The 15,623-nt window shown below is 62.1% G+C and carries 15 protein-coding genes; 8 read left to right on the forward strand and 7 right to left on the reverse strand.

The features are described from left to right. The first annotated feature begins 65 nt into the window (after positions 1 to 65). The 4 genes from ACLIRY_RS05070 (at position 66) to ACLIRY_RS05085 (ending at position 4,233) form a co-directional block, all read left to right on the forward strand. Positions 66 to 1,172, forward strand: coding sequence for a microcin C ABC transporter permease YejB (locus tag ACLIRY_RS05070; RefSeq protein WP_413204275.1), 1,107 nt, complete (start codon positions 66 to 68; stop codon positions 1,170 to 1,172). Between the two features lie 4 nt (positions 1,173 to 1,176). After that, a complete protein-coding gene (locus ACLIRY_RS05075; protein WP_413204276.1) occupies positions 1,177 to 2,217 on the forward strand; it encodes an ABC transporter permease in 1,041 nt (346 codons plus the stop codon). Beyond that, positions 2,214 to 3,857, forward strand: coding sequence for an ABC transporter ATP-binding protein (locus ACLIRY_RS05080; RefSeq protein WP_413204277.1), 1,644 nt, complete (start codon positions 2,214 to 2,216; stop codon positions 3,855 to 3,857). The genes ACLIRY_RS05075 and ACLIRY_RS05080 overlap by 4 nt, the downstream gene beginning before the upstream one ends. A 94-nt stretch (positions 3,858 to 3,951) precedes the next feature. Then, positions 3,952 to 4,233: a FliM/FliN family flagellar motor switch protein gene (locus ACLIRY_RS05085; protein ID WP_413204278.1), complete on the forward strand. Its 282-nt coding sequence runs from the start codon at positions 3,952 to 3,954 to the stop codon at positions 4,231 to 4,233. Between the two features lie 569 nt (positions 4,234 to 4,802). Here ACLIRY_RS05085 and ACLIRY_RS05090 read toward each other — a convergent pair. The 6 genes from ACLIRY_RS05090 to ACLIRY_RS05115 all read right to left on the reverse strand — a co-directional run bounded on the left by ACLIRY_RS05090 (position 4,803) and on the right by ACLIRY_RS05115 (position 10,839). Next, the gene (locus tag ACLIRY_RS05090; protein ID WP_413204279.1) at positions 4,803 to 5,156 is read right to left on the reverse strand and encodes a MarR family transcriptional regulator; all 354 of its coding nucleotides are present in this window, start codon (positions 5,154 to 5,156) and stop codon (positions 4,803 to 4,805) included. A gap of 179 nt (positions 5,157 to 5,335) precedes the next feature. Then, positions 5,336 to 6,766 carry a leucyl aminopeptidase family protein gene (locus ACLIRY_RS05095; RefSeq protein ID WP_413204280.1) on the reverse strand — a complete coding sequence of 477 codons (1,431 nt, stop codon included), beginning with the start codon at positions 6,764 to 6,766 and terminating at the stop codon, positions 5,336 to 5,338. A 168-nt stretch (positions 6,767 to 6,934) separates the two neighbouring features. After that, positions 6,935 to 8,026, reverse strand: coding sequence for a TAXI family TRAP transporter solute-binding subunit (locus ACLIRY_RS05100; RefSeq protein WP_413204281.1), 1,092 nt, complete (start codon positions 8,024 to 8,026; stop codon positions 6,935 to 6,937). Between the two features lie 281 nt (positions 8,027 to 8,307). Beyond that, positions 8,308 to 9,216: a DMT family transporter gene (locus ACLIRY_RS05105; protein WP_413204282.1), complete on the reverse strand. Its 909-nt coding sequence runs from the start codon at positions 9,214 to 9,216 to the stop codon at positions 8,308 to 8,310. 143 nt (positions 9,217 to 9,359) lie between these two features. After that, positions 9,360 to 10,268 (reverse strand): NAD(P)-dependent oxidoreductase, encoded by a 909-nt coding sequence (locus ACLIRY_RS05110; RefSeq protein ID WP_413204283.1) that lies wholly within the window; start codon positions 10,266 to 10,268, stop codon positions 9,360 to 9,362. 163 nt (positions 10,269 to 10,431) lie between these two features. Further along, positions 10,432 to 10,839: a tellurite resistance TerB family protein gene (locus ACLIRY_RS05115; RefSeq protein WP_413204284.1), complete on the reverse strand. Its 408-nt coding sequence runs from the start codon at positions 10,837 to 10,839 to the stop codon at positions 10,432 to 10,434. 231 nt (positions 10,840 to 11,070) lie between these two features. On the opposite strand from ACLIRY_RS05115, the gene ACLIRY_RS05120 reads away from it, so the two are divergent. Beyond that, positions 11,071 to 12,006, forward strand: coding sequence for an AEC family transporter (locus ACLIRY_RS05120; protein ID WP_413204285.1), 936 nt, complete (start codon positions 11,071 to 11,073; stop codon positions 12,004 to 12,006). Positions 12,007 to 12,130: 124 nt separating this feature from the next. On the opposite strand, the gene ACLIRY_RS05125 is transcribed toward ACLIRY_RS05120, so the two are convergent. Next, complete coding sequence (locus ACLIRY_RS05125; protein ID WP_413204286.1) at positions 12,131 to 13,174, reverse strand: D-TA family PLP-dependent enzyme; 1,044 nt, start codon at positions 13,172 to 13,174, stop codon at positions 12,131 to 12,133. A gap of 205 nt (positions 13,175 to 13,379) precedes the next feature. Here ACLIRY_RS05125 and ACLIRY_RS05130 point away from each other — a divergent pair, with 205 nt between their 5' ends. The 3 genes from ACLIRY_RS05130 to ACLIRY_RS05140 are packed head-to-tail and all read left to right on the forward strand — an operon-like array spanning position 13,380 to position 15,613. Further along, complete coding sequence (locus ACLIRY_RS05130; RefSeq protein WP_413204287.1) at positions 13,380 to 14,219, forward strand: transporter substrate-binding domain-containing protein; 840 nt, start codon at positions 13,380 to 13,382, stop codon at positions 14,217 to 14,219. Between the two features lie 59 nt (positions 14,220 to 14,278). After that, a complete protein-coding gene (locus ACLIRY_RS05135; protein ID WP_413204288.1) occupies positions 14,279 to 14,941 on the forward strand; it encodes an amino acid ABC transporter permease in 663 nt (220 codons plus the stop codon). A gap of 12 nt (positions 14,942 to 14,953) precedes the next feature. Beyond that, positions 14,954 to 15,613 (forward strand): amino acid ABC transporter permease, encoded by a 660-nt coding sequence (locus ACLIRY_RS05140; RefSeq protein ID WP_413204289.1) that lies wholly within the window; start codon positions 14,954 to 14,956, stop codon positions 15,611 to 15,613. The last annotated feature ends 10 nt before the right edge of the window (positions 15,614 to 15,623 follow it).

A 15,623-nucleotide genomic window follows, 5' to 3' on the forward strand; every position in this document is an offset into this window, starting at 1 on the left:
AAACCGGTGCCCTGTTTTCTTCATTCTGCTCTGAAGACCGCCGCACCGGAAAGGGAGCCGACCCCATGGGCGCCTATATTCTCCGCCGACTGCTGCTGATCCCCGTCACCCTCTTCGGCATAATTCTGCTGAATTTCATCATTGTGCAGATCGCACCGGGGGGACCGATTGAGCAACTCTTGGGCGATCTCCAAGGGATTGGATCCTCCGCCACCTCCCGGATATCCGGGAGTGGCCAAGGCGAGACCTTGGGGGCGGGAAATCGCGCCAATCCGACCGACTCGGGGTCCACCTATCGGGGCGCCCGGGGCTTGGACCCGGACTACATCGCCAGCCTGGAGAAGCAGTTCAACTTCGACAAGCCCGCCTATGAGCGCTTCTGGTTGATGATGAAGAAATACGCGACCTTTGACCTGGGAGAGTCCTTTTTCCGCGGCCGTCCCGTGGTGGATGTCATCCTGGAAAAAATGCCTGTCTCCATTTCCCTTGGGGTCTGGAGTACCTTGATCATCTACCTGATCTCGATTCCATTGGGCGTGGGCAAAGCGGTGCGGGATGGCTCCCGCTTTGACGTCGCGACCAGTTGGGCGATCATCATCGGCTATGCCGTGCCCGGATTTCTCTTCGCAATTCTGTTGATCGTCGTTTTCGCCGGAGGACGTTACCTGGATTGGTTCCCCCTCCAGGGCATTGTCTCGGCCAATTGGTCAAGCCTGTCCTGGCCTGACCGGATCCTCGATTACATCTGGCATATGACCTTGCCGGTCACCACCCTGGTCATCGGCGGGTTCGCCAGCCTGACCATGCTGACCAAGAACAGCTTCCTTGAAGAGATCAACAAGCAATATGTGGTCACGGCACGAGCCAAGGGCCTGACGGAAGGCCGGGTCCTCTACGGCCATGTCTTCCGCAATGCCATGCTGCTGGTGGTCGCCGGATTTCCTGCGGCACTGGTCTCCATGCTGTTCACCGGCTCCGTGCTGATCGAGGTGATTTTCAGCTTGGACGGCCTGGGTCTTCTCGGCTTCGAAAGCACCCTGCGGCGGGATTATCCGATGATGTTTGGCACCCTCTACGTCTTCGGCCTGATCGGCCTGTTGCTGACGCTGATCAGTGACGTCACCTATACGTTGATCGATCCGCGGATCGACTTCGACAAGCGGGAGACCTGAACCCATGGCGCGCCGCTTTCCCCTGTCTCCCCTGAACCAACGCCGTCTGGCCGGATTCCGCGCCAACCGACGGGGCTTCTGGTCCCTGTGGATTTTCCTTGTCCTCTTCGGGCTCAGTCTGGTGGCCGAGTTGATCTGCAACGACCGCCCCCTTCTGGTCTCCTACGACGGCGGCCTCTATTTTCCCGTGGTGAAGGATTATCCGGAAACCACCTTCGGTGGATTCTTCCCCACAGCCGCAGACTACCGGGATCCCTTCGTCTCCGAGGCCATCGAAGAAAAGGGGTGGATCCTCTGGCCGCCGGTGCGCTTTTCCTACGACACGGTGAACAAGAACCTGGAAGAACCGGCCCCCTCGGCCCCCACCTGGGTGAACCCCTTGGGCACCGACGACCAGGGGCGGGACGTCCTGGCCCGGACCCTCTACGGCTTCCGGCTTTCGGTGCTTTTTGGGCTGATGCTGACGGTATTTTCCTCGGTGGTCGGTGTCGCTGCGGGAGCCGTGCAAGGCTATTTCGGCGGGTTGCTCGACCTGTTCGCCCAACGCTTCCTCGAGATCTGGGGGGGCCTGCCCCAGCTTTTCGTGCTGATCATCGTTGCCAGCGTCATCCAACCCGGATTCTGGACCCTGCTGTTGATCCTGTTGCTTTTTTCCTGGACCTCCCTGGTCGGCGTGGTGCGGGCCGAGTTCCTGCGGGCCCGAAACTTCGACTATGTCCGGGCAGCCAAAGCGCTGGGCATGTCCGACGCCAAGGTCATGGTCAAACATGTCCTGCCCAACGCCATGGTGGCCACCCTGACCTTCGCGCCCTTCATCCTGTCCGGCTCGGTCACCGCCTTGACCTCCCTTGACTTCCTGGGCCTGGGCATGCCGCCGGGGACCGCGTCCCTCGGGGAACTCCTGCGTCTGGGTAAGGAGAACCTCCAGGCGCCCTGGTTGGGGATCACCGGCTTTCTGGTGCTCGCCACCATGTTGACCCTGCTGGTCTTCATCGGCGAGGCCGTGCGAGACGCCTTCGACCCGCGCAAGGGAGGCGCCCGATGACAGACACACCCTCCGACGCCCCCCTGCTCTCCATCGAGCGTCTCTCCGTCCGCTTTGGCACGGGACCGGGCGCAGTGGACGCCGTGCGCGGCGTCTCCCTGACCATCAACCGGGGAGAAACCCTGGCCCTGGTGGGCGAGAGCGGCTCGGGCAAGTCTGTAACCGCGCTCTCCATACTCCGCCTGCTGCCCGAGACCGTGGCCAGCCATCCCAGCGGCGCCATCCGCCTGGAGGGAGAGAATCTGCTGACCGCCCCCCCCCGGCGGTTGCGGCAGGTGAGGGGCGACCGGGTGGCCATGATCTTTCAGGAGCCCATGACCTCCCTCAACCCACTCCATTCCATCGAGCGGCAGGTGGGCGAGATCCTGACCCTGCACAAGGGCCTGGACGGCAAGGCCCGCCGGGCACGGGTGGTTGAGCTGCTCTCGCTGGTCGGTCTTCCCGACCCGGACAAACGATTGGCGGCCCTCCCCCACGAGCTATCCGGCGGCCAACGCCAGCGGGTCATGATCGCCATGGCCTTGGCCAACGAACCCGATCTGCTGATCGCCGACGAACCGACGACGGCCCTGGATGTGACCATTCAGGCCCAGATTCTGGCCCTGCTCGGCGACCTGCAAAAGCGATTCGGCATGGCCGTCCTGTTCATCACCCATGACCTGTCCGTGGTCCGCCGCATTGCAGACCGGGTTGCCGTCATGCAAAACGGCCTGGTGGTCGAGACCAATGAAACCGCCGCCCTCTTCACCGATCCCCAGCACGCCTATACGAAAAAGCTGCTGGGCAGTCAGCCGAGGGGACGGGCGGCCCCGGTTCCAGCCGATGCCCGGGAGATCCTGTCCTGCGAAGACATCCGGATCTGGTTTCCCATCAAAAAGGGCCTGTTCAAGCGCACCGTGGACCATGTGAAGGCCGTCGACGGGGTGACGCTTTCCCTCAGGGCCGGAGAAACCCTTGGCGTCGTCGGTGAAAGCGGCAGTGGCAAGACCACCCTCGGCCTTGGCTTGCTACGCCTGACCGGGTCGGAAGGACCGATCCTGTTTGACGGCCAGCGCATCGACGGCCTGCCATCCTCCGCGACTCGCCCCCTGAGGCGCCGCATACAGGTGGTGTTCCAGGATCCCTACGGCTCTCTTTCCCCCCGCCTGTCCATCGGCGAGATCGTCGGCGAGGGTTTGGAGGTCCATGGTATCGCGAAAGACCGGGCGGAACGCCGCACCCTGGTCTCCCGGGCGCTGGAGGAGGTGGGCCTGGATCCCGAAACCCAGGACCGCTATCCCCATGAGTTCTCCGGTGGGCAGCGCCAAAGGGTGGCTATCGCCCGCGCCTTGGTGCTAAAACCCGAAGTGATCGTGCTCGACGAACCCACCAGTGCCCTGGACGTCACGGTCCAGGCGCAAATCGTGGACTTGCTGCGGGATTTACAGCTTCGCCATGGACTGGCCTATCTCTTCATCAGCCATGACTTACGGGTGGTGCGGGCATTGGCCACCCAAATCCTGGTCATGAAGAATGGCAAGGTGGTGGAAAGCGGCCCGGCGGAAGCGGTCTTCACCGCGCCCCAAGCGCCCTATACCCAAGCGCTCCTCTCTGCCGCCCTTGATTTGAAGGCCGACGAAACTGGTGTGGTGAAAAATTAACACCTTGATGCTATGACGGCTTTGTCTGGTCGTTCGATGGGAAGACCGGACAGCGCCAGAGTCACCCAAACGCGAGTCTCCGAAAGAAAGCCCTATGGCCGACGACCAGGACGGAAAACGCATCTCCAAACAAGCCGTCTATACCGTACCGGTGGAAATTTCCGTGGTGCTGGGAAAAGCCGTCTTGCGGGTCAACCAGCTCCTCAAACTGGGCCGTGGCGCCGTGGTGGAGTTGGAACAGAAAATCAGCGAACCCGTGGAAATCTACGCCAACGACATCCTTATCGCCCGGGGTGAGGTGATCATCACCGATGGGGACAAGATCGGCGTGACTTTGACAGAATTGGTCCGCTCCGTGGCCGCCCAAACGGATTGACCGGACCGATTCACAAAGGCTCCGCGCTTTCCACTGCTCCCCAATTGGTGATCCATCGCCAATGACGTCGGCCTCACACCCCCTTGCGTGGACGAACGCGCCGCGCCCAGTCGGGCGCAGACCTACCCGGTTGGGACGATGTCGTGAACAGAAGGCACGAGAATTGGGCCGAGGCAGACCGGAAACTCAATACGAATTTTCTTTCACTGAATCAGATATTTGAGAGAATTTTTTAATTCTGAATGGGAAGAAGAAGCCGGAGTCCGATCCGCTATCGGAATAGGGCGCCCACATATGCAGGCGGCACCCAATCGGCCACAAGGAACCTGAAAGGGAGATAGGTCCAGGGGGATCTACAGCCATCGTCTTTACACAGCACACGACAGGGGGACCGAAAGGCCCAGACCCCGGGCTCTTATTTATAAAAGAAAAATGGGGGTTTGGGGGCATTGGCCCCCAAATGGGCTTGGGCAATCGCCCAAAAAACGAGAGCGTCTTTATGCGTTGGCCACGGCTGGGGCGAAGCCCCCAGCGCACCATCTCGCGTGCACGGCAAGGATGAACCCGATCTAGTCGCCCTTGGTGTTGCGCCCAGAAGAGACGATGATATCGCCGAATTCCCGAAGGAAAACGCTCCCCTTCACCGTGCGCTGAATCAGCACGCTGCGGCGGTCGGTTTCATCTGTTTTGCGTTTGACCAACCCATATTCGCTCAGCCGATCCACCGCCCGAGTGATCGCCGGTTTGGAAACGTTGAGCAAACCCGCAAGGCCGCGCACCGTATGGGGTGGCTGGGTCATATATACAGTGAGCAGCAACGCCATCTGACGCGCTGACAAGTCCGGGGCATCACGGCGCACACTCTCAACAATGGATCCCCGCCATAGGTCGAGAGCTTCCACGGGTGTCATAGTCACAGGCATGGGTTGGGTTCCGTCTTTTTATTTTGATGACGAAATGAGCATAACGGGGTTTTTCGGAACGAGCAAGCGAATTGACCGTTCTGGTTATACGCTTGACCCAGACTCGAGGCCAAGGCAAAACGCACCAATTGGTCTATCTCCCTCACCAGGGACAAAAGACCTAGCCGAATACCACCCATTTATTCTCGATCCGTTCCAAATTTCTCGACAAGAAGCCCGTGGAGCGCCCGCAGGGTCTGGGCTGCCCCGCCTTCGCTTTGACCGGGTCGAGGGCTCGGTCGCCAAGCATACAGATCAAGATGCGCCCAAGACACCTCAGGCGAAATGAAATCTTTCAAAAACAGGGCTGCGGTGATGGATCCGGCGAAGGGGCTATCTCCCGCATTATTGATATCGGCAACCTTGCTATCGATCATCCGCCGGTAGGCGGGCCAAAGGGGCAAACGCCAAAGGGGATCCCGTGTCCGCTTGGACTGGGCGGCCAATCGGTCGGCCAAGCCGTCATCGTCGGTGAAGAGAGCCGGAATGTCCGGACCCAGGGCAACCCGAGCCGCACCGGTCAAGGTGGCACAATCGATGAGCAACTGGGGCGACTCCGCACAGGCCTCGGTCAAGGCATCGGCCAGGACCAGACGCCCCTCCGCATCCGTATTGCCGATTTCCACGCTCACCCCTTTCCGCGAGCGCAACACATCCCCCGGCCGGAAGGCGGAGCCATCGATCGCGTTATCCACCGCAGGAATCAGAACCCGAAGCCGCACCGGCAAGCCCTGATCCATGACCATGGAGGCAAGCCCCAGGACATGGGCTGCACCGCCCATATCCTTTTTCATCAAACGCATACCCGCGCTGGGCTTGATATCCAACCCGCCGGAATCGAAACAAACCCCCTTCCCGACCAGGGTCACCATGGGGTGGCGGGGATCCCCCCAGGTCATGTCAATCAGCCGAGGTTCTCGATTGCTGGCCCGCCCCACGGCATGAATGAGCGGATAATTGGCCCGTAACAACCCTTCCCCCACGATCACCTCCAGCCCGGCCCCATGGCGCAGAGCAAGACCGTTGGCGACATTGGCCAGCTCCGCCGGTCCCATGTCTTCAGCCGGGGTATTCACCAGATCGCGGATCAGGAACGTGGCCTCCACCAGACGGCGCACATAGGCCTCGTCCGCCCCCTCGGGCCAGATCAGCAAAGCCTTGGCCTTGGGCGATTCCGGCGCCTTGCGATAGCGGGTAAAAGCATAGGCGGACAGGGCCCAGGCCAGGGCGATATCCGTCTCCCACCCCTCAATCGGGTCGGAGGGCACCAGGGCGTATTCCCCAACGGGCAGGCTTTCGGCGGCAGTGGCAAAGCACAGGGGATCGTCTCCATCGCCCAAACCGACCACAGCCAGGGCGACGGTGCCGTCAGGCCCGGGCAGGGCCACCGCCTTGCCCGCACTTCCGTCAAACCCCAGGGCATCCAGCCAGCGCCGCCCCGCAGGATCGAGCCCCCCTCGCCAACCGAGACTCCCTTGTTTGGTGACGGCATGGAGGGGAATCGGCGTCCCATTGGATTGGCCCATGGCTTGGGATACCAGGGGAAGGTCGAATTGAGTCTGGTCGGTCAAAGACATCGCTCCCGGAAGAACAAAGGAAGCTCCCCAACCCCAGAGGCCAGGGCGGGAGAGAAGGGCTCAGAAAAATCCACTCAAGGCGTCACGTCAGGATACCATACGAGAGTGAGACGGGATCAGCTTGAGTCAAGCGGGCCCAGTTTCACTCTCATTATAGCGACTCTAAGGCGTCATGGGGCCGGAACGACCCAGGATCCCAACGGAGCGATAATACCTCAGGGCGCCCGGATGCAAGGGCACCGCATGCCCCTGGGTCGCGGCCAAGGCGTTCGCAAGCCGGGTCTGGGGCGGCCCCTGTTCGAACAGGATTCGGTTCTGCGGAGCCCAAAGGGCCGCCGTCAGAGCCTTCACCAAGGCGTCGTCCATCTTCAGGGTGGTCACCAGAACCGCACCGACCTGCAGGGTCGGAATGGGGAGCGGGTTGTCGTAGAGTCCAGTCTCGATCAAGCCGATGGTCAGGTAAGGAGAAGACTGCGCCAAGCGCTCCACCCCCTCCCCCTCCACGGGAAGAACAGACACATCCACCCGCTGGCGCAGTTCGGAGACCAAAGCGACCGGTGCTCCTCCAAAAAAGAAGAAAGCGTCCAACTCTCCCCTGGCAACCTTGTCGGCGGCAATGTTCGGCTGATCATAATTGGCCTGGACTCCCGCTTCCCCCAAACCCATGGTTTCGAGCAACAAACGGGTACTGACCAGGGTTCCCGAGCCGACATCGCCCAAGGACACGCGCTTGCCCGCAATGTTCTGTAATCCGGTAATCCCGGAATCCGCCCGCGCAACCAAATGCAGGGATTCCCGATAGAGGGTTCCAATCGCCCGCAGGCCGTCGAAGGCGGGAACACCGACCCCTTCCCCTTCGGCCACGCCTCGATAGGCGCCATAGGCCACGTCCGCCTGACAAATCGCCAAGTCCAACTGACCGGAGCCGAGACCAGCGAGATTGTCCACCGACCCGCCCGTGGACTGGGCCACGGCGATAACGCCAGGTACGCCGCAAGATCCGCCCCGATCACAGGGCCGCGACCCCGGTGGGTTGGACACCAGCGTCCCAATCAGGCCGCCAACGGGGAAATAGGCTCCACTGGTGCGTCCGGTCCCGATACGAAGGAAATTCAGCTCCTGGGCACGGGCCGGAGTGAATCCCTGCCCCCCCGTCCAAGCCGCCCCTGCGGCGAGCGCGACCGCACTCCATCCGCTCAGACGCGCCAACAGGGCGCGCCTTGTCATTGCCGTGTTCATCCGCGTCTTGCTCACCCGCGACCTCCTGTCGTCGGATCGCGAACACCGGGCGGATCGAGCCACCCGGCGTGAAGGAACCCCAATTCGGCCCGGAAGCGAAACCGCTCGCGACCTGATCCAGTCCACACACCTGCCTGAAACACTGGGCTGAGAAAATGGGCTGAAACACTGGGCCAAAACACTGGGAGTGTAAGTCTGACTATGCTCCAGTGGGGGAAACCGGAAGTCCCTTTTACAGTAGCGCCGTTCGAGGCCTCCCCGCAATGGGGGCGAAACGAAAAAAACGCGGTTTTTCCTTACCGTGCCCGGTTTGGCAGAACCACCAAGGCAACGCCGCTGACCGCAATGCCCATGCCCAGCAGAGCCAGGGGCCCAAGGCGCTCGTCGAACATCAACCAGGCCACCAGGGCTGTCACGGGAGGCACAAGGTAGAACAGACTCGCCACCCGCCCTGCCGCGCCCCGTCGAATCAGGATCATCAGCAGGGTCACCGCCCCCACCGACAGCACCACCACCAACCAGAGCAGCCCGGTAATGAAGGCGCCCGTCCACTCGATCTCTCTGGTTTCCAGAACCAGGGCGAAGGGCAAAGTGGCAAGAGTCGCCGCCGCGAATTGAATGGCCGAAGCCGAGGTGAGGTCCACCCCCTGGCAATAGCGTTTTTGATAGAGTGTCGAAATAGTGATGGCCAGAACAGCGACCCCCGCACAGGCCACGGCCCCCAACCCAAACCCCTGGAACAGGGTATCGGCCTGGGGAGCCAATTTGTCAGCAAGCACCGTCACCACGCCCACAAAGCCCAAAACGAACCCCAACCATTGGCGGGGCGAGACCCGCTCGCCCAAGACGGGAATGGCCAGGGCAGCGGTCAGAATCGGCTGCAACCCGGCGATCAGCGCCGTCAACCCCGCAGGCATCCCCAGTTTAATGGCGGAAAAGACGCCCCCCAGATAGGCCGCATGGACCAGCACACCGGCAAAGGCGATGTGACCGATCATGCGGAGATCCCGGGGCCATTTCGCTTTCAGAATCAAGGCGATCGGCACCAGCAGAACGACCGTCATTCCAAACCGCAGGCCGAGAAATGTAAAGGGTTCGGAATGGGGCATGACCAACCGGGCACCAATAAACCCCGTGCTCCACAGCAGGACGAAGACTCCGGGAATCGCCCGGATCACGGGGGATTCGGTCGTTTGTTCAGACATGGGGTGATCCATTGGGAGGGGGGAAGGAGAGCAACAGGGACCAACACCGAAAGGACAGCCAGGGATCTTCCACAGCCGCGGCGATCCCCGACAAACGAATTTTACTCACCTCAGAGTAACGCCCAATCCGGAACCGGACCAAATCATTTCGGATCCGCAGTGCCATTCTCATAAACCTTGAACAGGCCACTATGGTCCAAGTCCCCCCATCCCAAAGCGATCATCCGATCGTACAGGTCCCGACTGAGGGCCGTGGCGGGCAGATCCACTCCCAGGTGCTCCGCCAAATCCAGGGCTTGTTGTAGATCCTTGCGCTGGACGCTTGCCCGCCCTCCAGGGGTGAAGGCGCCGTCGATCATACGCTGACCATGCAGCTCCAGGATTCGACTGGTGGCGAACCCTCCCATCAGGGCCTCCCGGACCTTGGCCGGATCGACACCTGCGGCCTTCGCCAGAGCCAGGGCCTCGGACACTGCGCCAATGGTCAAACCGACGATCACTTGATTGGCTGCCTTGGCCACCTGCCCGGCCCCCAGGTCCCCCACATGGGTGATCTTCCGGCCCAGCACCTGAAACAGCGGCGACAGCCGAGCGAAATCCGCCTCGCTCGCTCCGACCATAATGGACAGGGTCCCCTCCTGCGCGCCCAGTTGCCCGCCGGAAACGGGGGCATCCACCCAGTGCCCCCCCCTCTCCCCAAGCCGGGCCGCGAGGCCTTGAGTCGCGGCCAAGGCTGTTGTCCCCATGTCAACAACCGTCAATCCCGACCGGGCCGCACCAATCAGGGCTCCGGCAACGGAGTCCACTGCGGGTGTGTCGGTGAGCATCAGGATCACCAGATCGACCCGAGCCGCCAGATCCTCCGGCCCGTCGGCCCGCTCCGCACCCTCGGCCACCAGGGCCTCCACCGGCGCCGGGGAGCGACTATGGACCACAACACGAGCCCCAGCGGCCATGAGATTCCGAGCCATAGGCAAGCCCATGAGCCCAAGGCCGATCACCCCAATGGTCCAACTGGAGAGATCAGCAGACGTGGTTTCAAGGTTGGCCATGGGGACCTCCTGCTCCGGGCGACGGAGAATGAATTGATATCAACCCGACCGGACCCCGGTCAGCATCAGCCCGACCGGGAGCCGGTCAGCATCAGCCCGACCGGGAGCCGGTCAGCATTAGAACGACCGGGAGCCGGTCAGCATTAGAACGACCGGGAGCCGGTCAGGCGGTGGCGAACCGGGCGCGGGTGCCGCGCTCGATGGCTGCGGCGGTCAAACGGTCGACCTTGAGACCATGGCGCATCATCTCCAACAGTCGCAGTTCTTCCTGTCCAAGGGTTCCGTCCGCAGCCGCCACGTCGCAGGCAATGGCGTAGGCCGTTTCCTTGAGCTGGGGTGGCAGGCTTTGGTTGATCAGCGCGATCGCCTTATCCAGACCATCCTCGCCGTCCTCCAGCAGTTCGACGCAAGCCCCAGCCACGGTGGCCAGATCCTCGATATTAAAGTCCCGGAAGACGGGCAGGGTTCGCACGGTGTCCCCGATAACCCGCAATTCATGATCGGACATGTCCTTGTCCGCGGCGGAGGTCAGGACCATGGCGTAAATCAAGGCGGCATGGTGGTTGATCATCGAAGCCTCTTGGAGGTGGTTGGAAGGTGATGGGAAAACACAGCCGTCCCATGGCGGCCTTGGCGACTGGACTCCACCGTGCCATACCGAACCTCGGCTGATGGCGGATCCAGCGGAAATAACCCTACCCCGTCACGGCCCGGCGGGAAACCGGATTTGACGGGCCAGATTTGACGGGCCAGATTTGACGGGGAAGCGCCGATGGACGGAATCTGAGGGAGAAATAAGGCGATGACGGCCCTTTTGAACGTGGCCCTACCGGTCTTCGGCATCATCTTGGCTGGCTATCTGGCCGGACGAGCCAAGCTGCTGGGAGGGCATGCCGCAGAAGCCCTGAACCTGTTTGTCTTCTATATCGCCCTACCGCCTCTTCTGTTCCTGGCCATGGCGCAGACGGATTTGAACCGGATCTTTGCCTGGGATTTCATCGCCGTCTACGGGTTGAGCATGCTGACCCTGTTCCTGATCGCCGCCCTCCTGTCCCGCCTGCTGTTCAAACGGACGACGGCCGAAGCAGCCCTTGCGGGGATGGGCAGCATTTTTGGCAATACGGGTTATATGGGCATTCCTCTGACCATCACCGCCTTCGGCGAAGACATGGCCCTTCCCGCCATCATCGCCACCGTAATGAATAGTGCCCTCGTGGTCGGCGGTGTCTCCGCCCTCGTAGAGGGGGCCACCCGGGGCGGACAGGGTCCGTGGATCATCGCCGGGCATGTGCTGAAATCCCTGTCCCGGAACCCGCTGGTGATCGGTCCGGCGGCCGGATTGATCTTCGGCGCCTTGGCCATTCCCCTCCCCGCCCCCCTCATCACCTTCTGCGAAATCGTCGGTGGCGCGGCGGGACCCTGCGCCCTGTTCGCCATCGGGTTGTTCCTGGTGGGGAAGCCCCTGACCGCATCCCTGGGCGAGGTCAGTGTCGTCGTGGCCCTGAAGCTCTTGGCCCTGCCCGCCCTGGCTTTCCTGCTTCTGCCCCTCTTCCCGGGGATGGATTCGGATTGGGCGCGGGTTTTGCTACTGATGACGGCCCTGCCCCTGGGCGCCAATGTGTTCGTCCTGGCCATGAAACATGATCGCTGGATCTTGCCTTCATCCTCGGCCACGCTGCTGTCTACAGTGTTATCCGTGGCCACGGTCTCAGCCCTTCTGGCCTGGATGGGGCTATAGGGTGGAAAGGGGATCTCTTGGATCGAGATTTCCAGCTGGCGTCACGTTTTATGCCAAAGTGGGGTGGGAAGGTGGGGTGGGGTGGGCTCGCCTCGCCTCACCCCACCCTTGATATCCGTCCAAGTCAGGCCACCTTGCCCCTGGCGGACACCCTCACCTCTTCCAGGCGACCGTCCGGGTGACGCAGGGTGATCGCATCGAAAAGGTTCGAGACGACGCAGACGTGGTTGGGAATGATGGTGATGATATCGCCGACTCTGGGCCGCCAGGACGTGTTCGTCAGGTCGATCGTGCCGTGCTCCTCCGACAGGCCCACGATGTCGGCATCGGGGGCCTCGCGGATGAGGCCGAAGCCTTTCAGCCCCAACAAATCGGAACTTAGGGCCTTGGACCCCGCGTCGATGATGGCGCGCCGGTCCGTGGGGCGGGAGATGACCGTAGCATGGACCACGGCGGCGCAGTCGGCGACGGTGCAATGCCCGCCCGTGACCAGCGAGCGGTCGTTGTAGATGTAGGTTCCCGCCCGGTGCTCCGTTGCCGTCTTGAAGAGGCCGAGATCCCCGAGATTGGGCGTACCGCCGTTGGAAACCACAGGGCAGGAGAGCCCCGACTCGGTGAGGAGCCTGCGAGCCTGGGCAAGCCAGATCTCCGCGTCGGCGCTGGCGGCCATGGGCGGATAGGTCATCAGCCCCTCAAGGGTCAGGCCCGGGAGATGGGCAATGGTCCGGGCGAGGTCGTGGGCCTCGACGGGGGACTGGACACCGCACCGCCCTGCCCCCGTGTCGCATTCGATGAGCACGCGAAGCGGCTTGTCTTCCCCGGAGAAGCGCTCCGACAACGCCTGGGCCACGGGCGCGTTGTCGCAGGTCACCGAAAGGCGAATCCGACGCGCCAGCGCCGCCAGCCGATCCAGCTTCTCCTGTCCCAGGATGTTGTAGGTGATGAGAATATCGTCGAGCCCCGCGTCGGCCATCACCTCGGCCTCGCCGATTTTCTGGCAGGTGATGCCGATGGCTCCGGCCGCGATCTGGCGATGCGCCAGAAATGGCAGCTTATGGGTCTTGATGTGGGGGCGTGTCTTCACACCGACCTTTTCGGCAAGTGCCTGAAACCGGGCAATATTTCGATCCACGACATCCATGTCGACGACAAGACGGGGGGTTTCCATTCCTGGGGTCCTCGTTGAACGCAATCCGATCCGGGCAGGGTGCCCCATGGCACACCGCCGATGAAACAGTATTGACACATCGTCCCCTTGATGCCTAGCCTAAATCCGCAACAACGGATTATTGTCCGTTATAACGGATTCTTGAGCGTTCCCATCGACCACGCGATGGCCGTCCAGGTCACGCCCTGACACAGTGGAGACCCTTATGACCCCTCTCAAATCCTTCCTTCTCGCGATGGCGATCGGCACGGCGGTATCGGGCACCGCCCTTGCCGAACCGGTCGACAAGCTTCAGGAAGTGCTGGACCGCGGCCATCTGATCCTGGGTACCGGGTCGACCAATCCGCCCTGGCATTTCATTGACAAGGACAACAAGCTGACCGGATTCGACGTCGACATGGGGCGTCTGGTCGCCAAAGCGCTGTTCGGCGACCCCGACAAGATCGAATATGTCCAACAGTCCGGCGACGCGCGCATTCCCAATCTGGCGACGAATAAGGTGGACCTGACCTGTCAGTTCATGACCGTCACCGCCGAGCGCGCCCAGCAGGTGGAGTTCACGATCCCCTATTACCGCGAAGGGGTGGGCCTGCTGCTCATGGCCGATGGGGACTATGCCGATTACGAGGCACTGAAGGCCGCCGGGGATGACGTGACCGTCGCCGTTCTCCAGAATGTCTACGCCGAGGACATGGTCCATGCCGCCCTTCCCGAGGCCAAGGTGGACCAGTACGACAGCGTCGATCTGATGTATCAGGCCCTCAATTCCGGCCGCGCGGCGGCGGCGGCCACCGACCAGTCGGCCCTGCGCTGGTTCATGGTCCAGAACCCGGGCCGCTACAAGGACGCCGGATATGGCTGGAACCCCCAGAGCTACTCCTGCGCGGTGAAGCCCGGCGACCAGCGCTGGCTCAACTTCGTCAACACGGTGCTGCACGAGGGCATGACCGGCGTGGAGTTCCCCTTCTACGCCGAAAGCTTCAAGACCTGGTTTGGTACGGAGCTGCCGACGCCCGCCATCGGCTTCCCGGTGGAATACAAGTAAGGACAGGGACCGCGATGGACACCCCGTCCATCGCGGCTTTCCGAACCGGAGGATAAGCTTTGGACTACGATTTCAACTTCGCCGTCGTCTGGCGGAATTGGGACCTTCTCGCCCAAGGTCTCGGCCTTGGGCTTGGCTTGGCCCTGGTTTCCATCGCCATCGGCTGCGGCATCGGGCTTATCTGCGCCTTCGGCATGCTCTCCCACTACCGAGCGGTACGCTGGCTGGCGGCGGGTTATGTCTCGGCCATCCGCAACACGCCCATTCTGGTCCTGATCCTGTTTACCTATTTCGCCTTGCCCCAGATGGGCGTGGCCCTGGACAAGATCCCCTCCTTCATCCTGACCCTCTCGATCTACGCCGGCGCCTATCTGACGGAGGTCTTCCGATCCGGATTGGTCGCCGTGCCCAGGGGTCTATGGGAGGCCGGGCGGGCCATCGGACTGACGGAGTTGACAATCAAGGCCACCATCGTGGTGCCGGTGATGCTGCGCAACGTTCTGCCCTCCCTGTCCAACAACTTCATTTCCCTGTTCAAGGACACCTCCCTGGCGGCGACCATTGCCGTGCCGGAGCTGACCTTCTACGCCCGCAAGATCAATGTCGAGAGCTTCCGGGTCATCGAGACCTGGATGGTGGTTTCGCTGATCTACGTCCTGACCTGCTACGTGATCGCGGGTCTGTTGCGGCGCCTGGAACGCCGTCTCGCGATCCCGCGCTGAGGAGGCAAGGCCATGAACATCTCCCAGTTTCTCGTCGAGTTATGGAACGCCCGGCACAGCCTGCTGGAGGGGCTGGAGCGCACGGTTCTGATCTCCATCCTGTCCGTGGTCCTGGGAACGGGGCTCGGTCTGGGGGTCGGCCTGGCGCTGACCTATGGCAACGGGCTGGTCCGCTTCATCGCCCGCCTTTATACGGATTTCCTGCGCGGCACCCCCGTTTTCGTGCTGATCCTGGCCTGTTTCTACATCCTCTCCGTGGTTGGAGTGGATCTGACGCCCTTCCAGGCCGGGGTTTTCGCCCTGACCCTGTTCTGCTCCTCCCATGTGGGAGAAATCACCCGGGGGGCGCTGATCGCCATCCCGCGCGGACAGACCGAGGCAGCCAAGGCCATCGGCCTGACCTTCGGGCAGACCTTCCTGTCGGTCCTTATCCCCCAGGCCCTGCGCCAGATCCTGCCGACCTGGGTGAACACGGCCACGGAGATCGTCAAAGCCTCCACCCTGTTGTCCGTCATCGGTGTGGTGGAATTCGTGCTGGCCACCCAGCAGGTGATTTCCCGGACCTATCTAAGCCTCGAATTCTATTTCTTCGCGGGCTTCGTCTACTTCCTTCTGAACTTCTTGATCGAGCGGGTGGGACGCGGCGTCGAACGGCGCGTTTCCCTGCCCTGATGGAGTCCCC

Source organism: Rhodospirillum sp. A1_3_36 (assembly GCF_047263945.1).
In the GTDB taxonomy this organism is placed as follows: Bacteria; Pseudomonadota; Alphaproteobacteria; order Rhodospirillales; family Rhodospirillaceae; genus Rhodospirillum.

Excerpts from the sequence above, each read along its gene's own strand:
- ACLIRY_RS05070 (WP_413204275.1), top strand. The coding sequence starts at position 66 with ATGGGCGCCTATATTCTCCGCCGACTGCTGCTGATCCCCGTCACCCTC.
- ACLIRY_RS05075 (WP_413204276.1), top strand. The coding sequence starts at position 1,177 with ATGGCGCGCCGCTTTCCCCTGTCTCCCCTGAACCAACGCCGTCTGGCC.
- ACLIRY_RS05080 (WP_413204277.1), top strand. The coding sequence starts at position 2,214 with ATGACAGACACACCCTCCGACGCCCCCCTGCTCTCCATCGAGCGTCTC.
- ACLIRY_RS05085 (WP_413204278.1), top strand. The coding sequence starts at position 3,952 with ATGGCCGACGACCAGGACGGAAAACGCATCTCCAAACAAGCCGTCTAT.
- ACLIRY_RS05090 (WP_413204279.1), bottom strand. The coding sequence starts at position 5,156 with ATGCCTGTGACTATGACACCCGTGGAAGCTCTCGACCTATGGCGGGGA.
- ACLIRY_RS05105 (WP_413204282.1), bottom strand. The coding sequence starts at position 9,216 with ATGTCTGAACAAACGACCGAATCCCCCGTGATCCGGGCGATTCCCGGA.
- ACLIRY_RS05110 (WP_413204283.1), bottom strand. The coding sequence starts at position 10,268 with ATGGCCAACCTTGAAACCACGTCTGCTGATCTCTCCAGTTGGACCATT.
- ACLIRY_RS05115 (WP_413204284.1), bottom strand. The coding sequence starts at position 10,839 with ATGATCAACCACCATGCCGCCTTGATTTACGCCATGGTCCTGACCTCC.
- ACLIRY_RS05120 (WP_413204285.1), top strand. The coding sequence starts at position 11,071 with ATGACGGCCCTTTTGAACGTGGCCCTACCGGTCTTCGGCATCATCTTG.
- ACLIRY_RS05125 (WP_413204286.1), bottom strand. The coding sequence starts at position 13,174 with ATGGAAACCCCCCGTCTTGTCGTCGACATGGATGTCGTGGATCGAAAT.
- ACLIRY_RS05130 (WP_413204287.1), top strand. The coding sequence starts at position 13,380 with ATGACCCCTCTCAAATCCTTCCTTCTCGCGATGGCGATCGGCACGGCG.
- ACLIRY_RS05140 (WP_413204289.1), top strand. The coding sequence starts at position 14,954 with ATGAACATCTCCCAGTTTCTCGTCGAGTTATGGAACGCCCGGCACAGC.